General features: G+C 63.0%; 17 protein-coding genes. 6 read left to right on the top strand and 11 right to left on the bottom strand.

The features are described 5' to 3' along the window. Nucleotides 1–12: 12 nt before the first annotated feature. Nucleotides 13–462, bottom strand: coding sequence for a YcgN family cysteine cluster protein (locus NTD80_RS19480; protein ID WP_003172524.1), 450 nt, complete (start codon nt 460–462; stop codon nt 13–15). A 289-nt stretch (nt 463–751) separates the two neighbouring features. On the opposite strand from NTD80_RS19480, the gene NTD80_RS19475 reads away from it, so the two are divergent. Continuing rightward, nucleotides 752–1,345, top strand: coding sequence for a nitroreductase family protein (locus NTD80_RS19475; RefSeq protein ID WP_065902081.1), 594 nt, complete (start codon nt 752–754; stop codon nt 1,343–1,345). Nucleotides 1,346–1,385: 40 nt separating this feature from the next. On the opposite strand, the gene NTD80_RS19470 is transcribed toward NTD80_RS19475, so the two are convergent. From NTD80_RS19470 to NTD80_RS19445, 6 genes are all read right to left on the bottom strand, one after another. After that, nucleotides 1,386–3,995, bottom strand: a complete 2,610-nt coding sequence (locus NTD80_RS19470; protein WP_262134614.1) for a hypothetical protein — start codon at nt 3,993–3,995, stop codon at nt 1,386–1,388. 123 nt (nt 3,996–4,118) lie between these two features. Beyond that, nucleotides 4,119–5,051, bottom strand: a complete 933-nt coding sequence (locus NTD80_RS19465; protein ID WP_106804837.1) for a D-2-hydroxyacid dehydrogenase — start codon at nt 5,049–5,051, stop codon at nt 4,119–4,121. A 108-nt stretch (nt 5,052–5,159) separates the two neighbouring features. Then, nucleotides 5,160–5,453 carry a YcgL domain-containing protein gene (locus NTD80_RS19460; protein ID WP_065902086.1) on the bottom strand — a complete coding sequence of 98 codons (294 nt, stop codon included), beginning with the start codon at nt 5,451–5,453 and terminating at the stop codon, nt 5,160–5,162. Then, entirely contained in the window at nt 5,450–6,583 is a 1,134-nt protein-coding gene (rnd, locus tag NTD80_RS19455) for a ribonuclease D (RefSeq protein ID WP_262134612.1), read from the bottom strand. The genes NTD80_RS19460 and rnd overlap by 4 nt, the downstream gene beginning before the upstream one ends. Before the next feature lie 122 nt (nt 6,584–6,705). Continuing rightward, nucleotides 6,706–7,305 carry a class I SAM-dependent methyltransferase gene (locus NTD80_RS19450; RefSeq protein ID WP_065902090.1) on the bottom strand — a complete coding sequence of 200 codons (600 nt, stop codon included), beginning with the start codon at nt 7,303–7,305 and terminating at the stop codon, nt 6,706–6,708. 295 nt (nt 7,306–7,600) lie between these two features. Further along, entirely contained in the window at nt 7,601–8,971 is a 1,371-nt protein-coding gene (locus NTD80_RS19445) for a glutamine synthetase family protein (RefSeq protein ID WP_065902092.1), read from the bottom strand. A gap of 369 nt (nt 8,972–9,340) precedes the next feature. Between NTD80_RS19445 and NTD80_RS19440 the strand changes: the two genes are divergently transcribed. Then, nucleotides 9,341–10,114 (top strand): transporter substrate-binding domain-containing protein, encoded by a 774-nt coding sequence (locus tag NTD80_RS19440; protein WP_262134611.1) that lies wholly within the window; start codon nt 9,341–9,343, stop codon nt 10,112–10,114. A gap of 50 nt (nt 10,115–10,164) precedes the next feature. Then, entirely contained in the window at nt 10,165–11,004 is an 840-nt protein-coding gene (locus NTD80_RS19435; RefSeq protein WP_106804840.1) for a cache domain-containing protein, read from the top strand. 62 nt (nt 11,005–11,066) lie between these two features. Here NTD80_RS19435 and NTD80_RS19430 read toward each other — a convergent pair whose 3' ends face one another. Together NTD80_RS19430 and pobA are read right to left on the bottom strand one after the other, a co-directional pair. Continuing rightward, the gene (locus tag NTD80_RS19430; RefSeq protein ID WP_065902098.1) at nt 11,067–12,584 is read right to left on the bottom strand and encodes an MDR family MFS transporter; all 1,518 of its coding nucleotides are present in this window, start codon (nt 12,582–12,584) and stop codon (nt 11,067–11,069) included. 67 nt (nt 12,585–12,651) lie between these two features. After that, complete coding sequence (pobA, locus tag NTD80_RS19425; protein WP_410017423.1) at nt 12,652–13,836, bottom strand: 4-hydroxybenzoate 3-monooxygenase; 1,185 nt, start codon at nt 13,834–13,836, stop codon at nt 12,652–12,654. A 189-nt stretch (nt 13,837–14,025) separates the two neighbouring features. Here pobA and NTD80_RS19420 point away from each other — a divergent pair, with 189 nt between their 5' ends. Next, on the top strand, nt 14,026–14,910 hold the full coding sequence (locus NTD80_RS19420; protein ID WP_262134608.1) for a helix-turn-helix domain-containing protein: 885 nt from the start codon (nt 14,026–14,028) through the stop codon (nt 14,908–14,910). 9 nt (nt 14,911–14,919) lie between these two features. On the opposite strand, the gene NTD80_RS19415 is transcribed toward NTD80_RS19420, so the two are convergent. Together NTD80_RS19415 and NTD80_RS19410 are read right to left on the bottom strand one after the other, a co-directional pair. Next, nucleotides 14,920–15,096, bottom strand: a complete 177-nt coding sequence (locus NTD80_RS19415) for a hypothetical protein (protein ID WP_162844255.1) — start codon at nt 15,094–15,096, stop codon at nt 14,920–14,922. Between the two features lie 90 nt (nt 15,097–15,186). Beyond that, entirely contained in the window at nt 15,187–16,101 is a 915-nt protein-coding gene (locus tag NTD80_RS19410; protein WP_262134607.1) for a LysR family transcriptional regulator, read from the bottom strand. 104 nt (nt 16,102–16,205) lie between these two features. On the opposite strand from NTD80_RS19410, the gene NTD80_RS19405 reads away from it, so the two are divergent. Both NTD80_RS19405 and NTD80_RS19400 read left to right on the top strand, forming a co-directional pair. Continuing rightward, nucleotides 16,206–17,072 (top strand): MBL fold metallo-hydrolase, encoded by an 867-nt coding sequence (locus NTD80_RS19405; protein WP_262134605.1) that lies wholly within the window; start codon nt 16,206–16,208, stop codon nt 17,070–17,072. Between the two features lie 34 nt (nt 17,073–17,106). Continuing rightward, on the top strand, nt 17,107–17,721 hold the full coding sequence (locus NTD80_RS19400; RefSeq protein ID WP_262134604.1) for an NAD(P)-dependent oxidoreductase: 615 nt from the start codon (nt 17,107–17,109) through the stop codon (nt 17,719–17,721). Nucleotides 17,722–17,957: the final 236 nt, after the last annotated feature.

The following is a 17,957-nucleotide window of genomic DNA, read 5'->3' as shown; positions in this document are numbered from 1 at the left end:
CACACTCCTCGTTCAGCCCGCGCGGAAAATCAGGTAATCCTCCCAGTCATCCTCGGGCACGCTGCCTTCGCTGAGCATGCGCCCGGACTGGGAAATGCGTTCATGGTGCACGGCGTCGCGGTCGCCGCAGACCAGGTGGTGCCACAGCGGCAGGTCCTTGCGCTCGCTGACCAGGCGATAGCCGCAGGTGGGCGGCAGCCATTTGAACTGGTCGGCCTGGCCCGGGGTGAGCTGGATGCAGTCGGGCACCGAGGCGCGGCGGTTGGGGTAGTCGGTGCACTGGCAGGTCTTCAGGTCGAGCAGTTTGCAGGCGATACGCGTGTAATAGACGCTGTTGTCGTCCTCATCCTCAAGCTTTTGCAGGCAGCACAGGCCACAGCCGTCGCACAACGACTCCCACTCCTCCTGGTCGAGGTGTTCAAGGGTTTTGCGTATCCAGAAAGGTTCGACTTTGGCGGCCATGGCTCTGCATCAGTATCGGTAGGTGAAAAGGCCGCCAGTCTAGTGCCCAAGACCCTTGGGGCCAAGCGCCGGCGACTGTCGGTACGACAAGACTTGTCAGCGACCCTTCGTCGCAGTAGCTTTGTGAGCCGCGAAGGCCCTGCGTCGGCCGCCATAAATGCTTCGCCGCATTGCCCACGACGCCCCATGGAGCCTTGAAAAAACCCTCGCCGAGCTCATCGGTGCCCCGTTTTTTTGAACTGCGCTTGCCTATCTCACCGTAGCCCATCGTCGTCATCAGGAACTGTTCATGAGCACAAATCCACGCGTTGCCGATTACCCGATCCACACCCAGTTCACCGAGCGCTGGTCGCCACGCGCCTTTACCGGTGAAAGCATTCCCCAGGAAACCCTGCTGAGCTTCTTTGAAGCCGCACGCTGGGCGCCGTCGGCCTACAACTCGCAGCCATGGCGCTTTCTCTACGCGCGCCGCGACACGCCGGACTGGGAACGTTTCCTGGGCCTGCTGAATGAATTCAACCGTGGGTGGGCGCAGCATGCCTCGGCCCTGGTGATCATCGCCTCGAAAACCGACTTCACCGCCCCCGGCGCCACGGAAGAAACCCCGGCGCTGTGGCACACCTTCGACACCGGCTCGGCCTGGGGCCACCTGGCGCTGCAAGCCAGCCTCAGCGGCTGGCACACCCACGGCATGGCCGGCTTCGACCAGGAGCTGACCCGCAAGGAGCTGAAGATTCCAGAAGGGTATGCGCTGCACGCGGCCGTGGCCGTCGGCAAGCTGGGTGACAAGTCGACCTTGCCCGAGTACCTGCAAGGTCGCGAAGCACCGAGCCCGCGCAAGCCGCTGAGCGAGCTGGTGTCAGAGGGTGATTTCAGCCTTTGAGCCGTGACACCCTGGCGTTGCCGAACGCCAGGGTGAGCCGTCAAGACGCGGGGGCGATCAGCTCATTGAACGCCGCCCGCAGCTCGGCGACTTGCCGGTCATACACGCGCTTGACCACCGGTGCCATGAACTCGCCAGGCATGCCATCCATGTCGATGGGGTAAAGCCTGTTGTCCTTGCTGGAATAGATAAAGTTTTTCAGCTGCGGGTCATTGTGAAAAATGTCCTTCGCCTCCATCTGCGCCAACACCTCATCGATCATTGGCCGCGCGCTGGGCGGCAAACTGCCTTTTTCAACCTGGCTGAGATCCACGCCTTCGATCCTGCCCATTTTTATGTATTGGCGCCCTTCCTCGACCAGCACCTGGGCAAAGCCCTCTGCGTAGTAGGTGTTCAGGTTGACCACTTCCATAATTATCAGGCCCTCGGCGCTCGTGCGCGTTGTCGGCCCAATGTCCTTATACACATGCTTGCCATCCAGGCTGGCGTACACCACCCCCTCGCCGCCCTGGCCGATCACCGGCCCGAGGTCCGCCTTGACCGAAACCGGACTGCCGCCGCGCACGCCCAGCCGTTGCCACTGATCCCCCTGAAGATGTTCGAGCAGCAACGGCGTTTGTCGGCCGTTGTGATAAACCCGCGCCTGTACCGCGCCATCCTCGGTTCGGCTGACTTGGCGCACTTCGTAGACGGCCGCCTGGCCCGTACTGTCCCTATGCCGGATATACGACAGGTGACCGTCGGCGGTATACACGCCCTGGCTGTTGGCGGAGAGCCCGGCGATGGTGGAGTCGGGCAGCTTGAATTGACCAAACAGCCGGTTACTCAGTTCAGCGGTCGAGCCCCGGAGCTGATTGAACTGCCGCGACGCCTTCGCCGCCACCTGACGACCGCCATTGGCAAGCAACCGGCCGCCGGCCACCGTCAGTTCGCCGCTGCCGCTCAGCGGGTTGAATGCTTCAATGGCCAGCGCCCCGACAAACCTGCCGGCCTTGGCCGCGTGCTCCACCGATGACAACGCCTTGCCCAGCACCCGGCCCGCCTGCGCAGCCTTGCCCGCCCCGAGGGTAAGCAGCCCCAGGGCATCCTGGGACAGGTCAAAGAGCCCCTGGCCGATATTGCCCTGTTGAAAGTTGACGATCGCCGATCGCAGCGGAATGAGGTTGAGGAAAAACTGCGAAATCGCCTCATTCCTGGCGCTGTCCTGATCATAGGACGTGACGCCCCTGGCCTCATTGAGCAGATCGTCGTTGTGCAGGTCGAGGGACTTCACGAAGACGTCAGCAATCGCGTGGCTGCGTCCGGAGTTGAAACTGTCAGGCTGCCCCGGCCCTTCGGGTTGAGCCAGGAATTGCGCAGCCGGCTTATCGTCACCGGGCTCGAATCGCACGGTTTTCGAGAGAATATTCGCCTCTCGGGTCTCCATCTTGCTGGCGGTATAAGGCTCGGTACGGCGGCGTATCAGGAAGTTCTCCTTCTCGAGGGTGCCGCGCCGCGTGTCGATTGTGTAGAGGTTGACCTGCCCGTTGCGGGTGGTCTTCACCTCCAGCGTATGCCCCCTGACGTGCAGGGCGGGCGGGGTGAACAAATCACCGGCTATCTTGTAGTCATTGGTGTGGAAGAACGTCAGTTCACCGAACTCTAGGTTCTTGCGGTCCTCCAGCGGCAACGCAGCAATCAGCTGCCTGACCCGGCTCTGGTGCCCGTCCTCATGCGCCTTGATCGCCGCCTCGTAGGCGCTTTTGAATGAGGTGGCAACGTCGAGCTTGCCGGCTGAATAAAGGTCGCAGAAGCGCGTGACGGGCAGGCGTTTGTCCTGGCTGATCCAGTGATCCTGTGGCCCCAGTTTGCCGCCCTCCATGACGACATCCAGCATCGAGCGCGCGCCCGGATAAACCCCTGGCCGGCCCTTTTTCAGCCAGGCCTTGTGCAGGCTTTTCACCTCGAAGAGGCGTTTATCCAGTTCGGGAAACGCTTGTTCAAGCTGCGCGAGCGCCATCGCTCTTCGGCTGGGGATTTGCGTACTCAACAACGTGCCGGTGGTTTTCAGTGCCGCCAATTGGTGGTTGTAGGCGCCCCTCACACGCTCCATCTCGTCAGCCGATGGCTGCGCATCGGGGCGGGCGAGAAAACCGTTGGCGACGCCCCAATCCCGCAGCGCCTCATAAGCACTCTGCTGGCTGACGACTGCATCGTCAGGGAGCTGCTCGGCGGCCAGCAAAACCTCGGCGTAGCCCTTGCCGAGCGTGCCGCCCGGGGTGTGGGCTTCGAGCCTGGCCACCGCCATCGTCAATTGCACCCACAGCACGCTGCCGTAGGTCAGGCTGGCGGGAATGTCCTTGACCAGGTAGTGCGGCGCCGTCCTCGCCAGCAAAAGACTGGCTCTTTGGCCAGCCGTCTGCGCATCGGCCCGGCCTTTGTTGACCAGATGCCTGGCCAGTTCGTCTATCACCACCGAGGCGGGTTGCCCCCAGTACCGAGGGTGCGCGAGGTCAAAACCGGCGACGCTGTTGCGGGGGCGAGTCGTCTGGGATTCGGGGTCAAGCTGCAGGTAGATGGCCGCCAAGGCGGCGTCGGTGGGAGCCGGTGCTTCCCGGCTGGAAAACGCCAAGGCTGGCGTATTGAACGAGGAAGGGGTGAGCGTGGTCATGGGCGAACCTGTCCTTAGTCATATGGATATCCTTCAAGGGCGCGACCTTGCGCCCTTTGCGGTCACTGGGTGGGAGTGCCCGCAAAGGAGGTTCCATCTTGACTGTCAGGTTGTGTGTCGCCGTCAGTAACCGCGCTCGAAATCCACTTCTCCGCGCAGGGCTTGCTTGGCCTGAAACGCGCGCACGTTCTGCACAAACAACTCGACCATCATCGACGGCGAGGTCGGCGCGGAACTGTGCCCGGTCAGCAACAGGCCCCACGCCGTCCAGAACGGATGGCGCTGCGGCAGCGGTTCCTGGCGGCACACGTCGATCACCGCGCCGGCCAGGTGGCCTTCCTTCAAGGCCTCGACCAGGTCGGCGTCGACCACGGCCACGCCGCGCCCGACGTTGATAAACAGCCCGGTCGGCTTGAATTGCTTGAATAGCGCCGCGTCATACAGGTCGTGGGTGTTCGGCGTGTTGGGCAGCAGATTGATCACATAATCCGCCTCGCCCACCAGACGGCCGAGCTGATCGAGCCCGGCCACTTCGATAAACGGCGCCTGTTCCCGCGCGGTGCTGGCGATGCCGTACACCTTGACGCCAAACGGCACGAGAAACTCCGCCACGCTCTGGCCGATATCGCCGGTACCGACGATCAGCGCCGTACGCCCCGCCAGGCTCTGGCCCATGCGGTTGTCCCATTTGCGCTCGACCTGGCTGACCAGCCGCGCGAGCACTTCGCGCTCGTGGCCGAGCATGTAGGTGAGGACAAACTCCGCCATGACCTGGCCAAAGATGCCGACCGCACGGGTCAGGCGATAATCGCGCGGCAAGCCGTCGGCCAGCAATGGCGTGATGCCCGCCCAGGTCGATTGCAGCCATTGCGGTTGATGGCCCTGGCGCAACAACGTCGCCAGCAGGTCAGGTTGGCCGAGCCATACCGGGCAATCGGCGGCCAGGCGCGACAGTTCGGCCGAGTCGCCGCTGGTCAGCACCTCAAGGTCCGGTGCCGCTTCGCCCAGCAACCGGGCGTACAGAGGGTGATCCTGTTCAGCAATCAGAACACGCATGCTTCAAACCTTTCAAAAACAGTGCAGACGGCCGCCCGCATCCCTTGCGGCCAGCGCCCGATAATACGATTCCATGGATGAATGTGCCCTGAACAGGGCACCCACCGATCACACCGGGTCGTTGCGTCGCAGCAGCTCTTCGGGCAAGTGCTCGATGTACTCGTCCTCGGCCGGCGGCATTTGCAGGTGGTAGCCCTGCTTTTCGAGGTTTTCCAGCACCACGGTGATGTCTTCGCGCGACAGCTTGCGCTCCGGCGTCAGTACCATGTCAAACGCGTGATGGGCCTTGCCGAAGGCTTCCATCAACGGTTCCGGCACGCGCTCCAGGGCATCGCTTTTCAGCACATAGAGATACATTTCGTTGCGTTTCAAGCTGCGATAGATGGAGCAGATACGTTTCAAGGCTGTTCTCCGGCAGTGGCCAGGCTGTCGAGCAGCGCCTGGCCCATCAACTCGCGGCGCCAGCCACGCAGCGAGTCTGGCAATTGGTAAGGCCCATCGGGATAGCCACTTTTGACCAGGGCTTCGAGGGTTTTCTTGCGCAGCATCAGCTCGGGCGCCATGTCGAGGCGCTCGGCGAAGGTCTGGCCAAGGGCACGCAGTTGCTTGATCAGCGCGGCGGCGTCCACCGGCAGCGGTTCAGCAACGGCCGGTGGCCATTGGTCCATGGGCACGCTGCCGGCACGCTTGATCAGGTCCAGCAGGAACTGGCCGTCCTGTCGCACGGTACGCGGGTGCATGTCTTCGATCTTGCCCAGCGCGGCGAGGTTATCCGGCTGGGATTTGGCCAGGGGCCACAGCGAGTGTTCGCGAATGATGCGGTTGCGCGGCAAGTCACGCGCACGCGCCTGCTGTTCGCGCCACGCGCACAGCTCGCGCAGGACGGCGAGCTGTGCACGCGAGAGTTTCCACGCCAGCTTGGCGTCGCGGTACACCTCGTACGGGTCGACTTCGCGGCGCAGGTTGGCGACCAGCTCGGCGCCGTCCTCCAGGACCCAGGCGTACTTGTCGTCGCAAAGCTGCGGGCGCAGGCGTGTGTAGACTTCGGCCAGGTGCACCGCGTCTTCGGCGGCGTAGCTGATTTGCGTCTCCGACAATGGCCGCTGCAGCCAGTCGGAGCGCGTCTCGCCCTTGGGCAGCTCGATATCGAGCACGGCCTGCACCAGGCGCGAATAGCCCATGGAGAAACCAAGGTTCAGGTAGGCCGCCGCCAATTGGGTGTCGAACAACGGCACCGGCAGGCTGCCGGTCAGGCGCAGCAACACTTCGAGGTCTTCGCTGCAGGCGTGCACCACCTTGATCACCGCTGGGTTTTCCAGCAAGGCGGCCAAAGGTTGCCAGTTGTCGATGGTCAGGGGGTCGATCAGGTAAGCGCGAACGCCATCACCGATCTGGATCAGCCCGGCAATGGGATAAAAGGTGTCGACCCGCATGAATTCGGTGTCGAGGGCGACGAATGGCAACTGCTGCCATTCGGCGCAATGCTGGCCGAGGCTATCGTTGTCGCAGATCCAGTGAATATCGATGGCCACACGGCTCTCCCTTGAAGAATGGCGCGCAGTATATATCGCGAAAGGGACTTGCGAGCATTCGCAGTGCACAGGCGTCCATGAAAACTCAGACAAGAGATGAAGAATAGTCCGACAGGCGGGACTTATCCTCTCTTACGCAGAACGTAGACCCGCCACAGGTGGGAGCCGGGCATGAATTCCTGGTGATGCAGGATTTTGAAGCCGGCTTGGCGAAACTCCTCTTCCACCGGGGTACGCGACGGCACCGACACAATCACCGTGTCACGGCTGACCCGGTGAAACTCGCGCAACAACGCCAGGCGCCCTTCACTGCTGGGCACATGACGAAATAATTCCAGGCAAAAAATGCAATCCACCGCGTTGGCCGACAAGCCGACGGAAAACGCCGAGCCCTGGAACGTCTTGACCCGCTTGAGCAACGACGCCGGGTGGTGGGTGCGGGCGTGGTCGAGCATGGCCTGGGAGTTGTCCGACGCCAGGATCACCCGGTTGACGTGTTCCGCCAACACCGGCCAGAACCGCCCCGAGCCGCAGGCCAGGTCCAGTACCAGCCCCGGTTCGCCGGCGACTTTCAGCGCCTGGCGCACCAGCCACTCGTCGCGCCACGACGCCAGGCGCCGCCGCAGCCCTGGCGGACGTGTATCGCCGCAGACCCTGGCGTGCTCACGGTCACAGCGCTCGGCGTATTCAATCTCGATGGAAGAAGGCGGTTGTGGCGACATCACAGGCTCATGTGAGTTAAACGGTAGTGAACGACCTTGATTCGCAGCTTAACCACCGGAACGTGAAAAAAAAGTTGAAACGCGTGCGGGGCTGTTGCTGGGGAAGGTTGCAGTGATCTCCGTGGCAAGTGAGCTTGTTGTGGTGAGCAGGCTTATTGTGGAGAGCAGACTAAGTTGAGCAGGCTTGTTGTGGACAGCAGGCTCGGTTGAGCAGGCTTATTGTGGCGAGCGGGCTTGCCACAACAAGCCCGCTCACCACAACAGCAACGCTGCGCTCATCCCGACTAGCCAAGCATCAGGCCTGATGCAGGTACCACCGCCAGTCCTGCTCGCCCACTTCCCCCATGAACTGGCGATATTCGGCACGTTTCACCGCCAGGTACACGCCGAGGAATTCACTGCCAAACGCCTCGCGCGCCCAACTCGAACCTTCCAGTGCGCGCAGGGTGGTGAGCCAGTCGGTCGGCAGCAGTTCCTTGGCCTGGGCATAACCATTGCCTTCCACGGGCGCGCCGGGGTCGCGTTGTTCGCGAATGCCACGGTGGATGCCGGCGAGGATCGCGGCCGCCGCCAGGTAGGGGTTGGCGTCGGCGCCGCAGATGCGGTGTTCGATGTGCCGCGAATAGGCCGGGCCACCGGGCACGCGCAGGCTCACGGTGCGGTTGTCGACGCCCCAGGTGGCGGCGAGCGGCGCGTAGCTGTTGGTCTGGAAGCGACGATAGGAGTTGGCGTTAGGGCAGAACATCAACAGCGAGTCGAGCAAGGTGCTGAGCATGCCGCCCACCGCCTGGCGCAGCAGCGGCGTGCCATCGGCGGCCTCGCTGGCAAACAGGTTGTTGCCCTCGGCGTCCGCCAGGCTGACGTGCATATGCATGCCGGTGCCCGCCAGGTCGTCGAACGGCTTGGCCATGAAGCAGGCGCTCATCCCGTGTTTATGCGCCACGCCCTTGACCAGGCGCTTGTAGCGCACCGCCTCGTCCATCGCCTGCAGGGCATCGGCGCGATGCTCGAGGGTGATCTCCACCTGGCCCGGCGCGTATTCGGAAATCGCCGTGCGCGCCGGGATGCCTTGCAGTTTGCACGCGCTGTACAGGTCCGCCAGGAACGGCTCGATCTGCTCAAGCTCACGCAAGCCGTACACCTGGGTCGAACGCGGGCGGCCACCGTCGCTGTCCCGTGCCGGTTGGGGGCGGCCGTGGCTGTCGGGCTTCTGGTCGAGCAGGTAAAACTCCAGCTCCGCTGCCATCACCGGGTAATACCCGTCGGCATTCAGCCCCGCGATCACCTTGGCGAGCAGATGCCGCGGGTCGGCCACGGTGGCGGGCAAGCCCTCGGTGGGGTGCATGCTGACCTGCACGGCGGCGGTCGGGATCAGGCGCCACGGCATGCGCTGCAAACTGCCGCTGATCGGGTAGGCGCGGCAGTCGATGTCGCCGACCTCCCACACCAGCCCGGAATTTTCCACGTCATCGCCATTGATGGTCAGGCCGAGGATCGTGCTGGGCAACGGCCGGCCGCTGGCATACACCGCCAGCAGTTCGTCGCGGTGCAGCAACTTGCCGCGTGGCACGCCGTTGTTGTCGAGGATAAACAGCTCGAACATCTCGATGTCCGGGTGCTGCTCAAGGAAGGCTTGGGCTTCGTGCAGGCTGGCAAAAACACTCATGGGAAATCTCATACGTTTGCGTCAGGCAGGCGCGCAGGCGCCGCCGGGCAGATGCGCACAGGTGCGCGTCATCCGTGAGGTGGATCAACGTAGGAGAAAGTTATCTGGTGGGCGCGCATGTCGGCAGTGAAACAGCGCCCAGAAGGCCAGTGCGGACGGCAGTGTCGCGGGGTGAGCGTCGGGGCAGCCGTCCATGCGGGAATCACACTGAGGAAGATGCCGGACAGCGTCACACGCCCACATAGGCGATTAAATTCAGGGTTGGCGGAGTTTGGTTGCAACTTGGCTAAACATTCGACGGCCCTTGCTACCTGGCCATTCGCCTGGAAATAATGACCGCCCCCGATCATGCTCCAAGGACTCGATCGCATGAAAACAACAATAACCTTATGCGTACTGGCGAGCCTCGCCACCTCGGCCCTGGCCGACACCGCGCCGTCGCGCCTTGATGAGGTGCTGCAGCGCGGCACGCTCACCGTGTGCACCACGGGCGACTACAAACCCTATACCTCGCTGCGCGCCGATGGCGGCTACGAAGGCATCGACATTGCCATGGTCGAATCCCTGGCCAAGAGCCTCAACGCCAGGATCCAGTGGGTGCCGACCACCTGGAAAAGCCTGATGCCGGATTTCCTCGCCCAGCGCTGCGACATCGCCGTGGGCGGGATTTCGGTGTCTCTCGAGCGCCAGAAAAAGGCCTTCTTCAGCCAGTCTCTCGGCGTCGATGGCAAGATCCCGCTGGTGCGCTGCGCGGATGTGCAGCGCTATCAGACCGTCGAGCAGATCAACCAGCCACAGGTACGGGTGATCGAACCGGCGGGCGGCACCAACGAAGTGTTTGCCCGCGCGCACCTCGGCCAGGCCAACATCCGCCTGCATGACAACGTGACCATTTTCGACGAGTTGCTGGCAGGCAAGGCCGACGTGATGATCACCGACGCCAGCGAAGCGCGTTACCAGCAGAAGCTCAAGCCAGGGCTGTGCGCGGTCAACCCGGAGCGGCAGATGCAGTACAGCGAAAAAGCCTTCCTGCTGCCCCGCGACGATGTGGCCTGGAAAAGCTATGTTGACCAATGGTTGCACCTGAGCGTGGCCACCGGGGTGTATGCCGGTATTGTCGATCAATGGCTGGCGGCGCCTTGAGCCACAGGCGTCTACGCTCTTGTCACATCAACAATAATGAGGGACGGAACATGAAGGGACTGCTCCGCATCACCGCGCTGCTGCTGTTGTGTTTCAGCCAGGTGCACGCCGCGACGACTCAGGACGAGGACGCCCAGGCCGCCAAGGCGCTGCTGCAAAAAGCCCTGGCCTACTACCAGAGTAACGGCGACAAGGCGTTTGCCGCGTTCAGCCGCCAGGGCGAGTTTGTCGACCATGATCGCTATGTGTTCGTGGTCGACACCCAGGGCGTACTGCTGGCCAGCGGCGGCCCCTCCTCCGCCTTGATCGGACGCGATGTCTCTGAAGTGCTCGGCCCGGATCTGCGCCAGTCATTCAAGGACGCGCTCAAGGTTCCGCAGGACCAGGGTATCCAGCAGGCCGACTACCGCTGGCAGAACTGGAACGATGGCAAGGTCGAGCACAAGCACGTGTTTTATCAGCGCGTGGGCGAACGCATCCTGGCGGTCGGCTACTACCTGCCGCGCGCCACACCGGAACAGGCACGGGCGCTACGCAACAAGGCGGTGAATGCGCTGCTCAAGGATGAGGCCGGCACGCTCAAAGCGATCAACGCCTTGCAGGGCGGTTTCCTGCAGGATGACCTCTATGTGTTTGTGGTCGACCTCAACACCCGGCGCTACGTGGCCCATGGCACCAACCTGCGCCTGCTCAACACCGACTTCAGCAAGATCAAGGATCCCGACGGCAAGCCGGTGGGCGAGCCGATCCTCAAGCTGATGGCGGAGCAGGACCAGGGTGAATACAAATATCGCTGGAAGAACCCGGTGACCGACAAGGTCGAGAACAAACATGCGTATGTGCGCAAGGCCGGGCATTTCATGGTGGCGGTCGGGTACTACAGCCCGTGAAGTTGACCTTGTAGGAACCCGGCTTGCCGGCGATGGGGTCGGCAAGCCGGGCGCCTACAGGGTCAGCGCGCCTTGTCTTCGCGGCCGCGCAGCACCCGGTTCGGCATCGCGATCGCCGCCGCCAGCCCCAACAGCGACACCGCCGCACTGACCATCAGCAAATGCCGGAAGGTCACCGCCAACTCCCCGCGCAGGGCATCCTGCGCCGGGCCCGGGGCGGCGTTGAGGCCATCGAGCAGCACGTTGCCGGAACTGCCTTCGGCCACCAGCGCACCGCTGGCCAGGTGGGCGAAGCTGGAATCCTGCAACAGCGCCAGCAACAGCGCCGACATGCACGCCACGCCCACCGCCCCGCCCAATGAACGGAACAGGTTGGTGGTGCTGGTGGCCACGCCGATATCACGCTGCTCCACCGAATTCTGCGATCCCACCAGCGACGTAGGGAACTGCATGCCGGCCGCAATCCCGCACAGCAGCATGAACACGCCGGTCAGCAGCACCGCCTGGGGCGCGCTGTAGGCCATGCCGAGGATCGCCAGCGGGCTCAACAGCGCGCCGCTGAGGATCATCGGCTTGTAGCGCCCAGTCACCGAGGTCATGCGCCCGGCGGAATACGCGCCGATGGGCAGGCCGATGGCGAGAGGCAGCAGGTGCAGGGCCGCGCTGTCGGCGCCGGCGCCGGTCACCGTCTGAAAGCGCAAAGGCATCAGCACGGTCAGGGAAATCGCCTGGAAGCTGGTGAAAAACACCGTGCACCAACACAGCACCGCGCTGCGGTTGGCAAACAGATGCATCGGCAGCAACGGCTCGCGGGCGCGGCGCTCATGCCAGACAAACGCGGTCAGCGCCACCAGCGCACACGCGAGCAGGCCCAGCACTGCATCGTCACGCCAATGATGGCCCTGGCCGATTTCGGTGATGCCCAGCAGCAAGGCGGTCAAGCCGATGATCATCAGCACGGTGCCGAGGTAGTCGATGACCGGCTTGCGCTGCGGCACCGGCAGCCCCACCAGGGTGCGATGGGCCACGTACCAGGCACCGGCGCCCAATGGCAGGTTGATCAGGAACACCCAGCGCCACGACAGGTACTCGGTCATGTAGCCGCCCAGCACCGGCCCGGCCACGCTGGCCACCGCATACATGCTGCTGAAGTAGCCCTGATAACGCCCGCGCTCACGGGGCGGGATGATGTCGCCGATGATCGCCTGGCTCACCGAGATCATGCCGCCGGCGCCGATGCCCTGGAGGATCCGCGCCAGCACCAGCTGCTCCATGCTTTGCGCCATGCCACAGAACAGCGAGGCCAGGGTGAACAGGCCCATGCCGATCAACATCATCGGCCGCCGCCCGTACAGGTCGCCAAGCTTGCCGTAGATCGGCACCGCCACCGTCATCGCCACCATGTAGCCGGAGATCACCCAGGCCAGCAGGTTGACGTCGTGAAACTGCGCGGAAATGGCCGGCATGGACACCGCGACAATGGTCTGGTCCAGGGCACCGAGGAAGATCGCCATCATCAAGGCGGCAAGCACACTGCGCACGGCAGGGACAGGTTGGGCGGGCTGATTCAGGTTGGTCACGGCAGAACCTTCGAGCAGGGCCCACGGGAAAAGGAGGGCCCGCGGGAATGCTCGATACGATAGCAGGCTACTCGATAGCTTCGTAAGGAAGCCCGACGTAATTTTCTGCAATGGTTTTACGCCCCGCCTCGGAGCTGATGAAGTACGCCAGTTCACTCTCGGCAATGCGCTGGCTGAAGCCGTCCGCCTCGGGAAACTGATGCAGCATCGAGGTCATCCACCACGAGAACCGCTCGGCCTTCCACACGCGCCGCAGGCAAATCGCCGAGTAGCGCTCCAGCAAGTCCACCCGCCCCTCGCGATACACCTTGAGCAAGATCCGAAACAACGTGCTCACGTCGCTGGCCGCCAGGTTCAAGCCCTTGGCCCCGGTAGGCGGCACGATATGCGCCGCATCGCCAAGCAGGAACAGGCGCCCGTACTGCATTGGCTCCACCACGAAGCTGCGCAGCGGCGCGATGCTTTTTTCGATGGATGGGCCGGTCACCAGTTGATCGGCCAAGTGGCTGGGCAGACGCGTTTTCAGTTCGTCCCAGAAACGCGCGTCCGACCACTCTTCCAGCGGCGTTTCGACCGGCACCTGCAGGTAGTAACGACTGCGCGTCGGCGACCGCATGCTGCACAGGGCAAAGCCCCGCGCATGCTTGGCGTAGACCAGTTCGTCGTGCACCGGCGGGGTGTCGGCGAGGATGCCCAGCCAGCCGAATGGATAGACCCGCTCGAAGACCTGCAACGCCTCGGCAGGGATCGACTGGCGGGCGATACCGTGGAAACCGTCGCACCCAGCGATGTAGTCGCACTCCAGGCGAAACGCCTCGCCCTGGTGCTCGAAGGTCAGCCACGGTCGATCACTTTTCATGGCGTGGGGCTGTACGGCGCGCGCCTCGTAAAACGTCATGGCACCGGCTGCGGCGCGTGCGGCCATGAGGTCGCGGGTGACTTCGGTCTGGCCGTAGATCATCACCGACTGGCCGCCGGTCAGGGCCTTGAGGTCGATGTGGGTGAGTTGGCCGTTCAGCGCCAGTTCGAAGCCATCATGCACCAGGCCCTCGCTATCCATGCGCTGGCTGACGCCGGCCTCGCGCAGCAGGTCGACCATGCCCTGCTCCAGCACCCCGGCGCGGATGCGCCCTTGCACGTAATCGGCGCTCTGGCGTTCTATGATCAGGGTCTGGATGCCCGCATTGTGCAGCAGCTGGCCGAGCAGCAGTCCGGAAGGACCGGCGCCGATAATGGCGACTTGGGTTTTCAGCGTTTTCATTATTGTTATGGCCCACAGGTTCCACCCGAACGGATCAAGTGAAAGAGTTGTCATTGGTTTTGTTGCTGACATTTTTCACTTGAGTGCGCAGCATAAGAAGGTGAAAACTGAGACAAAGCCTGTGCTTTCCGCCAATCGGGGCGATTACCGCACCACTCTTCTGAGTATCGGATTGAAACCATGACCAAAACCGCGATTCCGGTCTTCAAGCTTTACGGGGAAAGCCAGCAATGGCCGACTCCCGATTTGTTGCACTGTGAAACCATTTCCCGCCGCAGTCGGGAATACCAGTGGGAAATCCAACCCCACCGGCACGCGGATCTGTGCCAGTTGCTCTACGTGCACAAAGGCCAGGCACAGTTGGAAATCGAAGGGCAGCGCACCACCCTCAACGAAGCGACGCTGCAGGTGCTGCCACCGCTGTGCGTGCACGGGTTTCGATTTGCCGAGGATGTCGAAGGCTATATCGTGACCCTGGCGGCGCCGCTGGTCAGCCATTTGCAGGCGCAACTGGGCACGACGGTCGACGGTCTGCACGCGCTCGGCAGCTACCGGGCGGGCAACGACAGCGATTACCTCAACAGCCTGTTCACCCGCCTGCAGGCCGAATACGCCGATGCGCAGCCGGCTCGCGACATGCTCATGCACGCGCTGGTCAGCGTGCTGCTGGTGTGGATCAGCCGCCAGGCCATCCAGCGCCGCCACCCACGGGCCCCACGCGGACGTGAATATTTCCGGCGCTTTACCCAGTTGGTTGAACAGCATTATCGCGAACACCCGAAGATCGAAGACCTGGCCCACAAGCTGGGGATCTCGGTCTCACACCTGAACGGCACTTGTCGGGAATTGGGTGGGCAACCTGCGCTGCAGATCATGCACGACCGCCAGTTGCTGGAGGCCAAGCGCCTACTGACTTACACCAGCATGACCATCAATGAAATGTCAGAGGTCCTGGGGTTTTCCGACCCGACCAACTTCTCGCGGCTGTTCCGCCGCCGTGTCGGGTTTTCACCCAAGGCGTTTCGCGAACAGCTCAAGACCGAAACACCACCGACATCACTGTAGGTGCAAGCTTCAACGCAATGCGCTGAAACTGCCGGTGTGGGGCACGCATTGATCCTGATGGCAACTGATCGCAAAGGTCGGCTGCATTCGGGTTTGCTCCACACGGTAGGCGGCAGTGCCATACAGCCCGGTCGCCAGGGCGCAGAGGAAGAAAATCATCAGGTATTTTCGGGTTTTGATGCTCATGGCACAGACCTCTGAACGGATCTACAGGGTGCTGTTTAAAGCATAGGTCAGCTGCGGTGAGTTGCCATTATCGGGCGCCATTCAACACATTTATGTCGACTGCAGCCCGATGTCCCACGCCGGCTCTTCCGGAAACCTCAACACCAGGAAATCCAACAGGCTGCGCAGCGCCGACGGCATGTGTTTGCGCGAGGCGTACACCGCATAGATATTCATCTGCCGGGGCTCGGCCTCTGGCAGCAACCGCACCAGTTCGCCACGACGGATATGCTCGCCGGCCTGATAACTGGGGAGCATCGCCACCCCGGCGCTGGCCAGCGTCACGCGCAACAGCGTACTGGCCTCGTTGGCGGTGATGTTGCCGTGCACCGGCACCGACACGTGCTCGCCGCGCTCTTCGAAGTGCCACAGGCTTTTGCCGAAATACGAGTGGGTCAGGCAATTGTGCCGGGCCAGGTCTTCGACTTTCTGCGGTGCCGGATGCTCCCGCAGATAAGCCGGCGTGGCGCACACCACCGAGCGACAGACGGTGAGGCGCCGCGCAATCAGGTTGGGGTCCAGGTCGTTGCTGGTGCGGATGGCCAGGTCGATACGCTCGTCCACCAGGTTCACCGTGCGGTCGAGCATCTGCAGGTCGACGGTGACCAGGGGATAGCGCCTGACGTATTCGGCAATGGCATCGGCCAATTGCGCCTGGCCGAACGAGGTGCTGACACTCAGTCGCAGCAGGCCGCGTGGGGCGTCATCGGGCTCGCTGACGGCGGCCTGCATGTCACCGCACAGCTCCAGCAATTGCCGACAGCGCGGCAGGGTTTCACCGCCGGCCGCCGTGAGGCTCAGCTTCCGCGTGGTGCGGTGCAACAAGCGCGCGCCCACCCAGTCCTCCAGCTCAGCCAGGTAGCGCGACACCACCGGGCGCGACAGGTCCAGATGGTCGGCGGCGGCAGACTGGCTGCCCAAATCCACCACCGTGACAAACACGCGCATTGCTTGAAGACGATCCATGATTTGCCCGATTTTAGAAACAAACTATGTCCCAGCATCGCATTTTTAGTTGCGTTTGGTGCAACTAAGCTCTGTGCATCCTTTACTCACTGCCGGATTGCCCGATGCTCTCGACCCTCAAGCGCTTGACCCTGACCGCCGCCGCCCTGGCCTTCGCCGCCAACGCTGCGGCAGCCGACCTGACACTCGACGTCTACAATCCCGGTGAGGCCGCGATCTTCCCGGTCAGCTCGGTGCTGGTCAGCGGCACCCGGGATGCAATCCTGGTGGACGCGCAATTCGGCAAGGGCCAGGCCGAGCAGCTGGCGCAAAAAATTCGCGCCAGCGGCAAACACCTGACCACCATCTACATCAGCCACGGCGACCCGGACTACTACTTCGGCCTCGACACCCTGACCGCCGCGTTCCCCGACGCCAAGGTGCTGGCGCCGCAGCCGGTGGTCGACCATATCAACGCCACCGTGGCCGCCAAGCTAGCGTTCTGGGGACCGAAAATGGGCGCCGACCAGCCGGCGAAAACCATCGTGCCGCAAGTCCTCGAAGGCCACAGCCTGACGCTGGAGGGGCAGACCCTGGAGGTAATCGGCCTGGACAGCGCACAGCCGGATCGCAGCTTCGTGTGGATCCCGTCGATCAAGGCCGTGATCGGTGGCGTAGTCGTTGCCGAGAACATTCACCTGTGGATGGCCGACACCCAGGGTGCACAGTCGCACCAGGACTGGCTGGCGACCCTGCAACGCATCGAGCAGTTGAAACCGCGCACCGTCATTCCCGGTCACTACCTGGGCACGCCATCGCCGGCTTCGGTCAAATTTACCGCTGACTACATCAAGGCCTTCGACGTGGAAACCGCCAAGGCCAAGGACTCTGCCACCCTGATTGCAGCGATGAAAAAACGTTACCCCGCCCTCGCTGACGAAAGCTCGCTGGAACTGAGCGCCAAAGTCGCCAAGGGCGAAATGAAGTGGTGAAGTGTTTTAAACCCTAACCGTACTGGAGAACGTCATGAGCAAGATCGCAATCATTGGGGTTACCGGCCGTGCTGGCAGCCAATTGCTGGAAGAAGCCCTGCGTCGCGGGCATAGCGTGGTCGCCATTGCGCGTAACACCGACACGCTGCCCAAGCGCGACGGCGTCACCGTCAAGCAGGTCGATGCACTCGACGCGCACGCCCTGGAGCAAGCCGTCAGTGGCAGTGATGTGGTGATCAGTGCGGCGCACTTCGCCACCCTCCCCGCTGCAGCCGTGATCGGGCCGGTGAAAAAAGCCGGGGTCAAGCGCCTGCTGGTGGTCGGCGGCGCCGGTTCGCTGTTGCTGCCGGACGGCGGCAGGGTGATCGACAGCGAAGGCTTCCCGGCTGAATACAAAGCCGAAGCCAGCGCCGGCGCTGAGTTTCTCGACGTGCTGCGTCAGGAAAAGGACCTGGACTGGACCTTCCTGTCGCCCTCGGCGGAATTCGTGGAAACCGAACGCACCGGCAAATTCCGCCTGGGCCAGGACAACCTGCTGGTAAGCAGCGCCGGCCGCAGCTGGATCAGCTTTGCCGACTACGCCATCGCCCTGATCGACGAAGTAGAAACCCCCAAGCATTCGCGCCAGCGCTTCACTGTCGGCTACTGACTCACCGAGAGCGGCTTGCTCGCGAAAGCGGTGGTTCAGTTGGAACAACGTCGACTGACACACCGCTTTCGCGGGCAAGCCCGCTCCCACAGTGGGGGATGCGCTGCCCATGCTTGCGGTGCACGGCCCGACTATTCCATCCACACCGCCACACCCCAAGCCTCACACCAACTAAAAATGTGGGAGCGGGCTTGCTCGCGAAAGCGGTGGTTCAGTTGAATCATCGTCGACTGACA

Source organism: Pseudomonas sp. 13B_2.1_Bac1 (genome assembly GCF_025466155.1).
In the GTDB taxonomy this organism is placed as follows: Bacteria; Pseudomonadota; Gammaproteobacteria; order Pseudomonadales; family Pseudomonadaceae; genus Aquipseudomonas; species Aquipseudomonas aylmerensis.
Note: the sequence above shows the minus strand (reverse complement) of the source record. Positions and strands in the feature narration are given on the sequence as shown.

Excerpts from the sequence above, each read along its gene's own strand:
- NTD80_RS19480 (WP_003172524.1), bottom strand. The coding sequence starts at position 462 with ATGGCCGCCAAAGTCGAACCTTTCTGGATACGCAAAACCCTTGAACAC.
- NTD80_RS19435 (WP_106804840.1), top strand. The coding sequence starts at position 10,165 with ATGAAGGGACTGCTCCGCATCACCGCGCTGCTGCTGTTGTGTTTCAGC.
- NTD80_RS19415 (WP_162844255.1), bottom strand. The coding sequence starts at position 15,096 with ATGAGCATCAAAACCCGAAAATACCTGATGATTTTCTTCCTCTGCGCC.
- NTD80_RS19450 (WP_065902090.1), bottom strand. The coding sequence starts at position 7,305 with ATGTCGCCACAACCGCCTTCTTCCATCGAGATTGAATACGCCGAGCGC.
- NTD80_RS19420 (WP_262134608.1), top strand. The coding sequence starts at position 14,026 with ATGACCAAAACCGCGATTCCGGTCTTCAAGCTTTACGGGGAAAGCCAG.
- NTD80_RS19470 (WP_262134614.1), bottom strand. The coding sequence starts at position 3,995 with ATGACCACGCTCACCCCTTCCTCGTTCAATACGCCAGCCTTGGCGTTT.
- NTD80_RS19400 (WP_262134604.1), top strand. The coding sequence starts at position 17,107 with ATGAGCAAGATCGCAATCATTGGGGTTACCGGCCGTGCTGGCAGCCAA.
- NTD80_RS19445 (WP_065902092.1), bottom strand. The coding sequence starts at position 8,971 with ATGAGTGTTTTTGCCAGCCTGCACGAAGCCCAAGCCTTCCTTGAGCAG.
- NTD80_RS19475 (WP_065902081.1), top strand. The coding sequence starts at position 752 with ATGAGCACAAATCCACGCGTTGCCGATTACCCGATCCACACCCAGTTC.
- NTD80_RS19405 (WP_262134605.1), top strand. The coding sequence starts at position 16,206 with ATGCTCTCGACCCTCAAGCGCTTGACCCTGACCGCCGCCGCCCTGGCC.
- NTD80_RS19410 (WP_262134607.1), bottom strand. The coding sequence starts at position 16,101 with ATGGATCGTCTTCAAGCAATGCGCGTGTTTGTCACGGTGGTGGATTTG.
- NTD80_RS19465 (WP_106804837.1), bottom strand. The coding sequence starts at position 5,051 with ATGCGTGTTCTGATTGCTGAACAGGATCACCCTCTGTACGCCCGGTTG.
- NTD80_RS19440 (WP_262134611.1), top strand. The coding sequence starts at position 9,341 with ATGAAAACAACAATAACCTTATGCGTACTGGCGAGCCTCGCCACCTCG.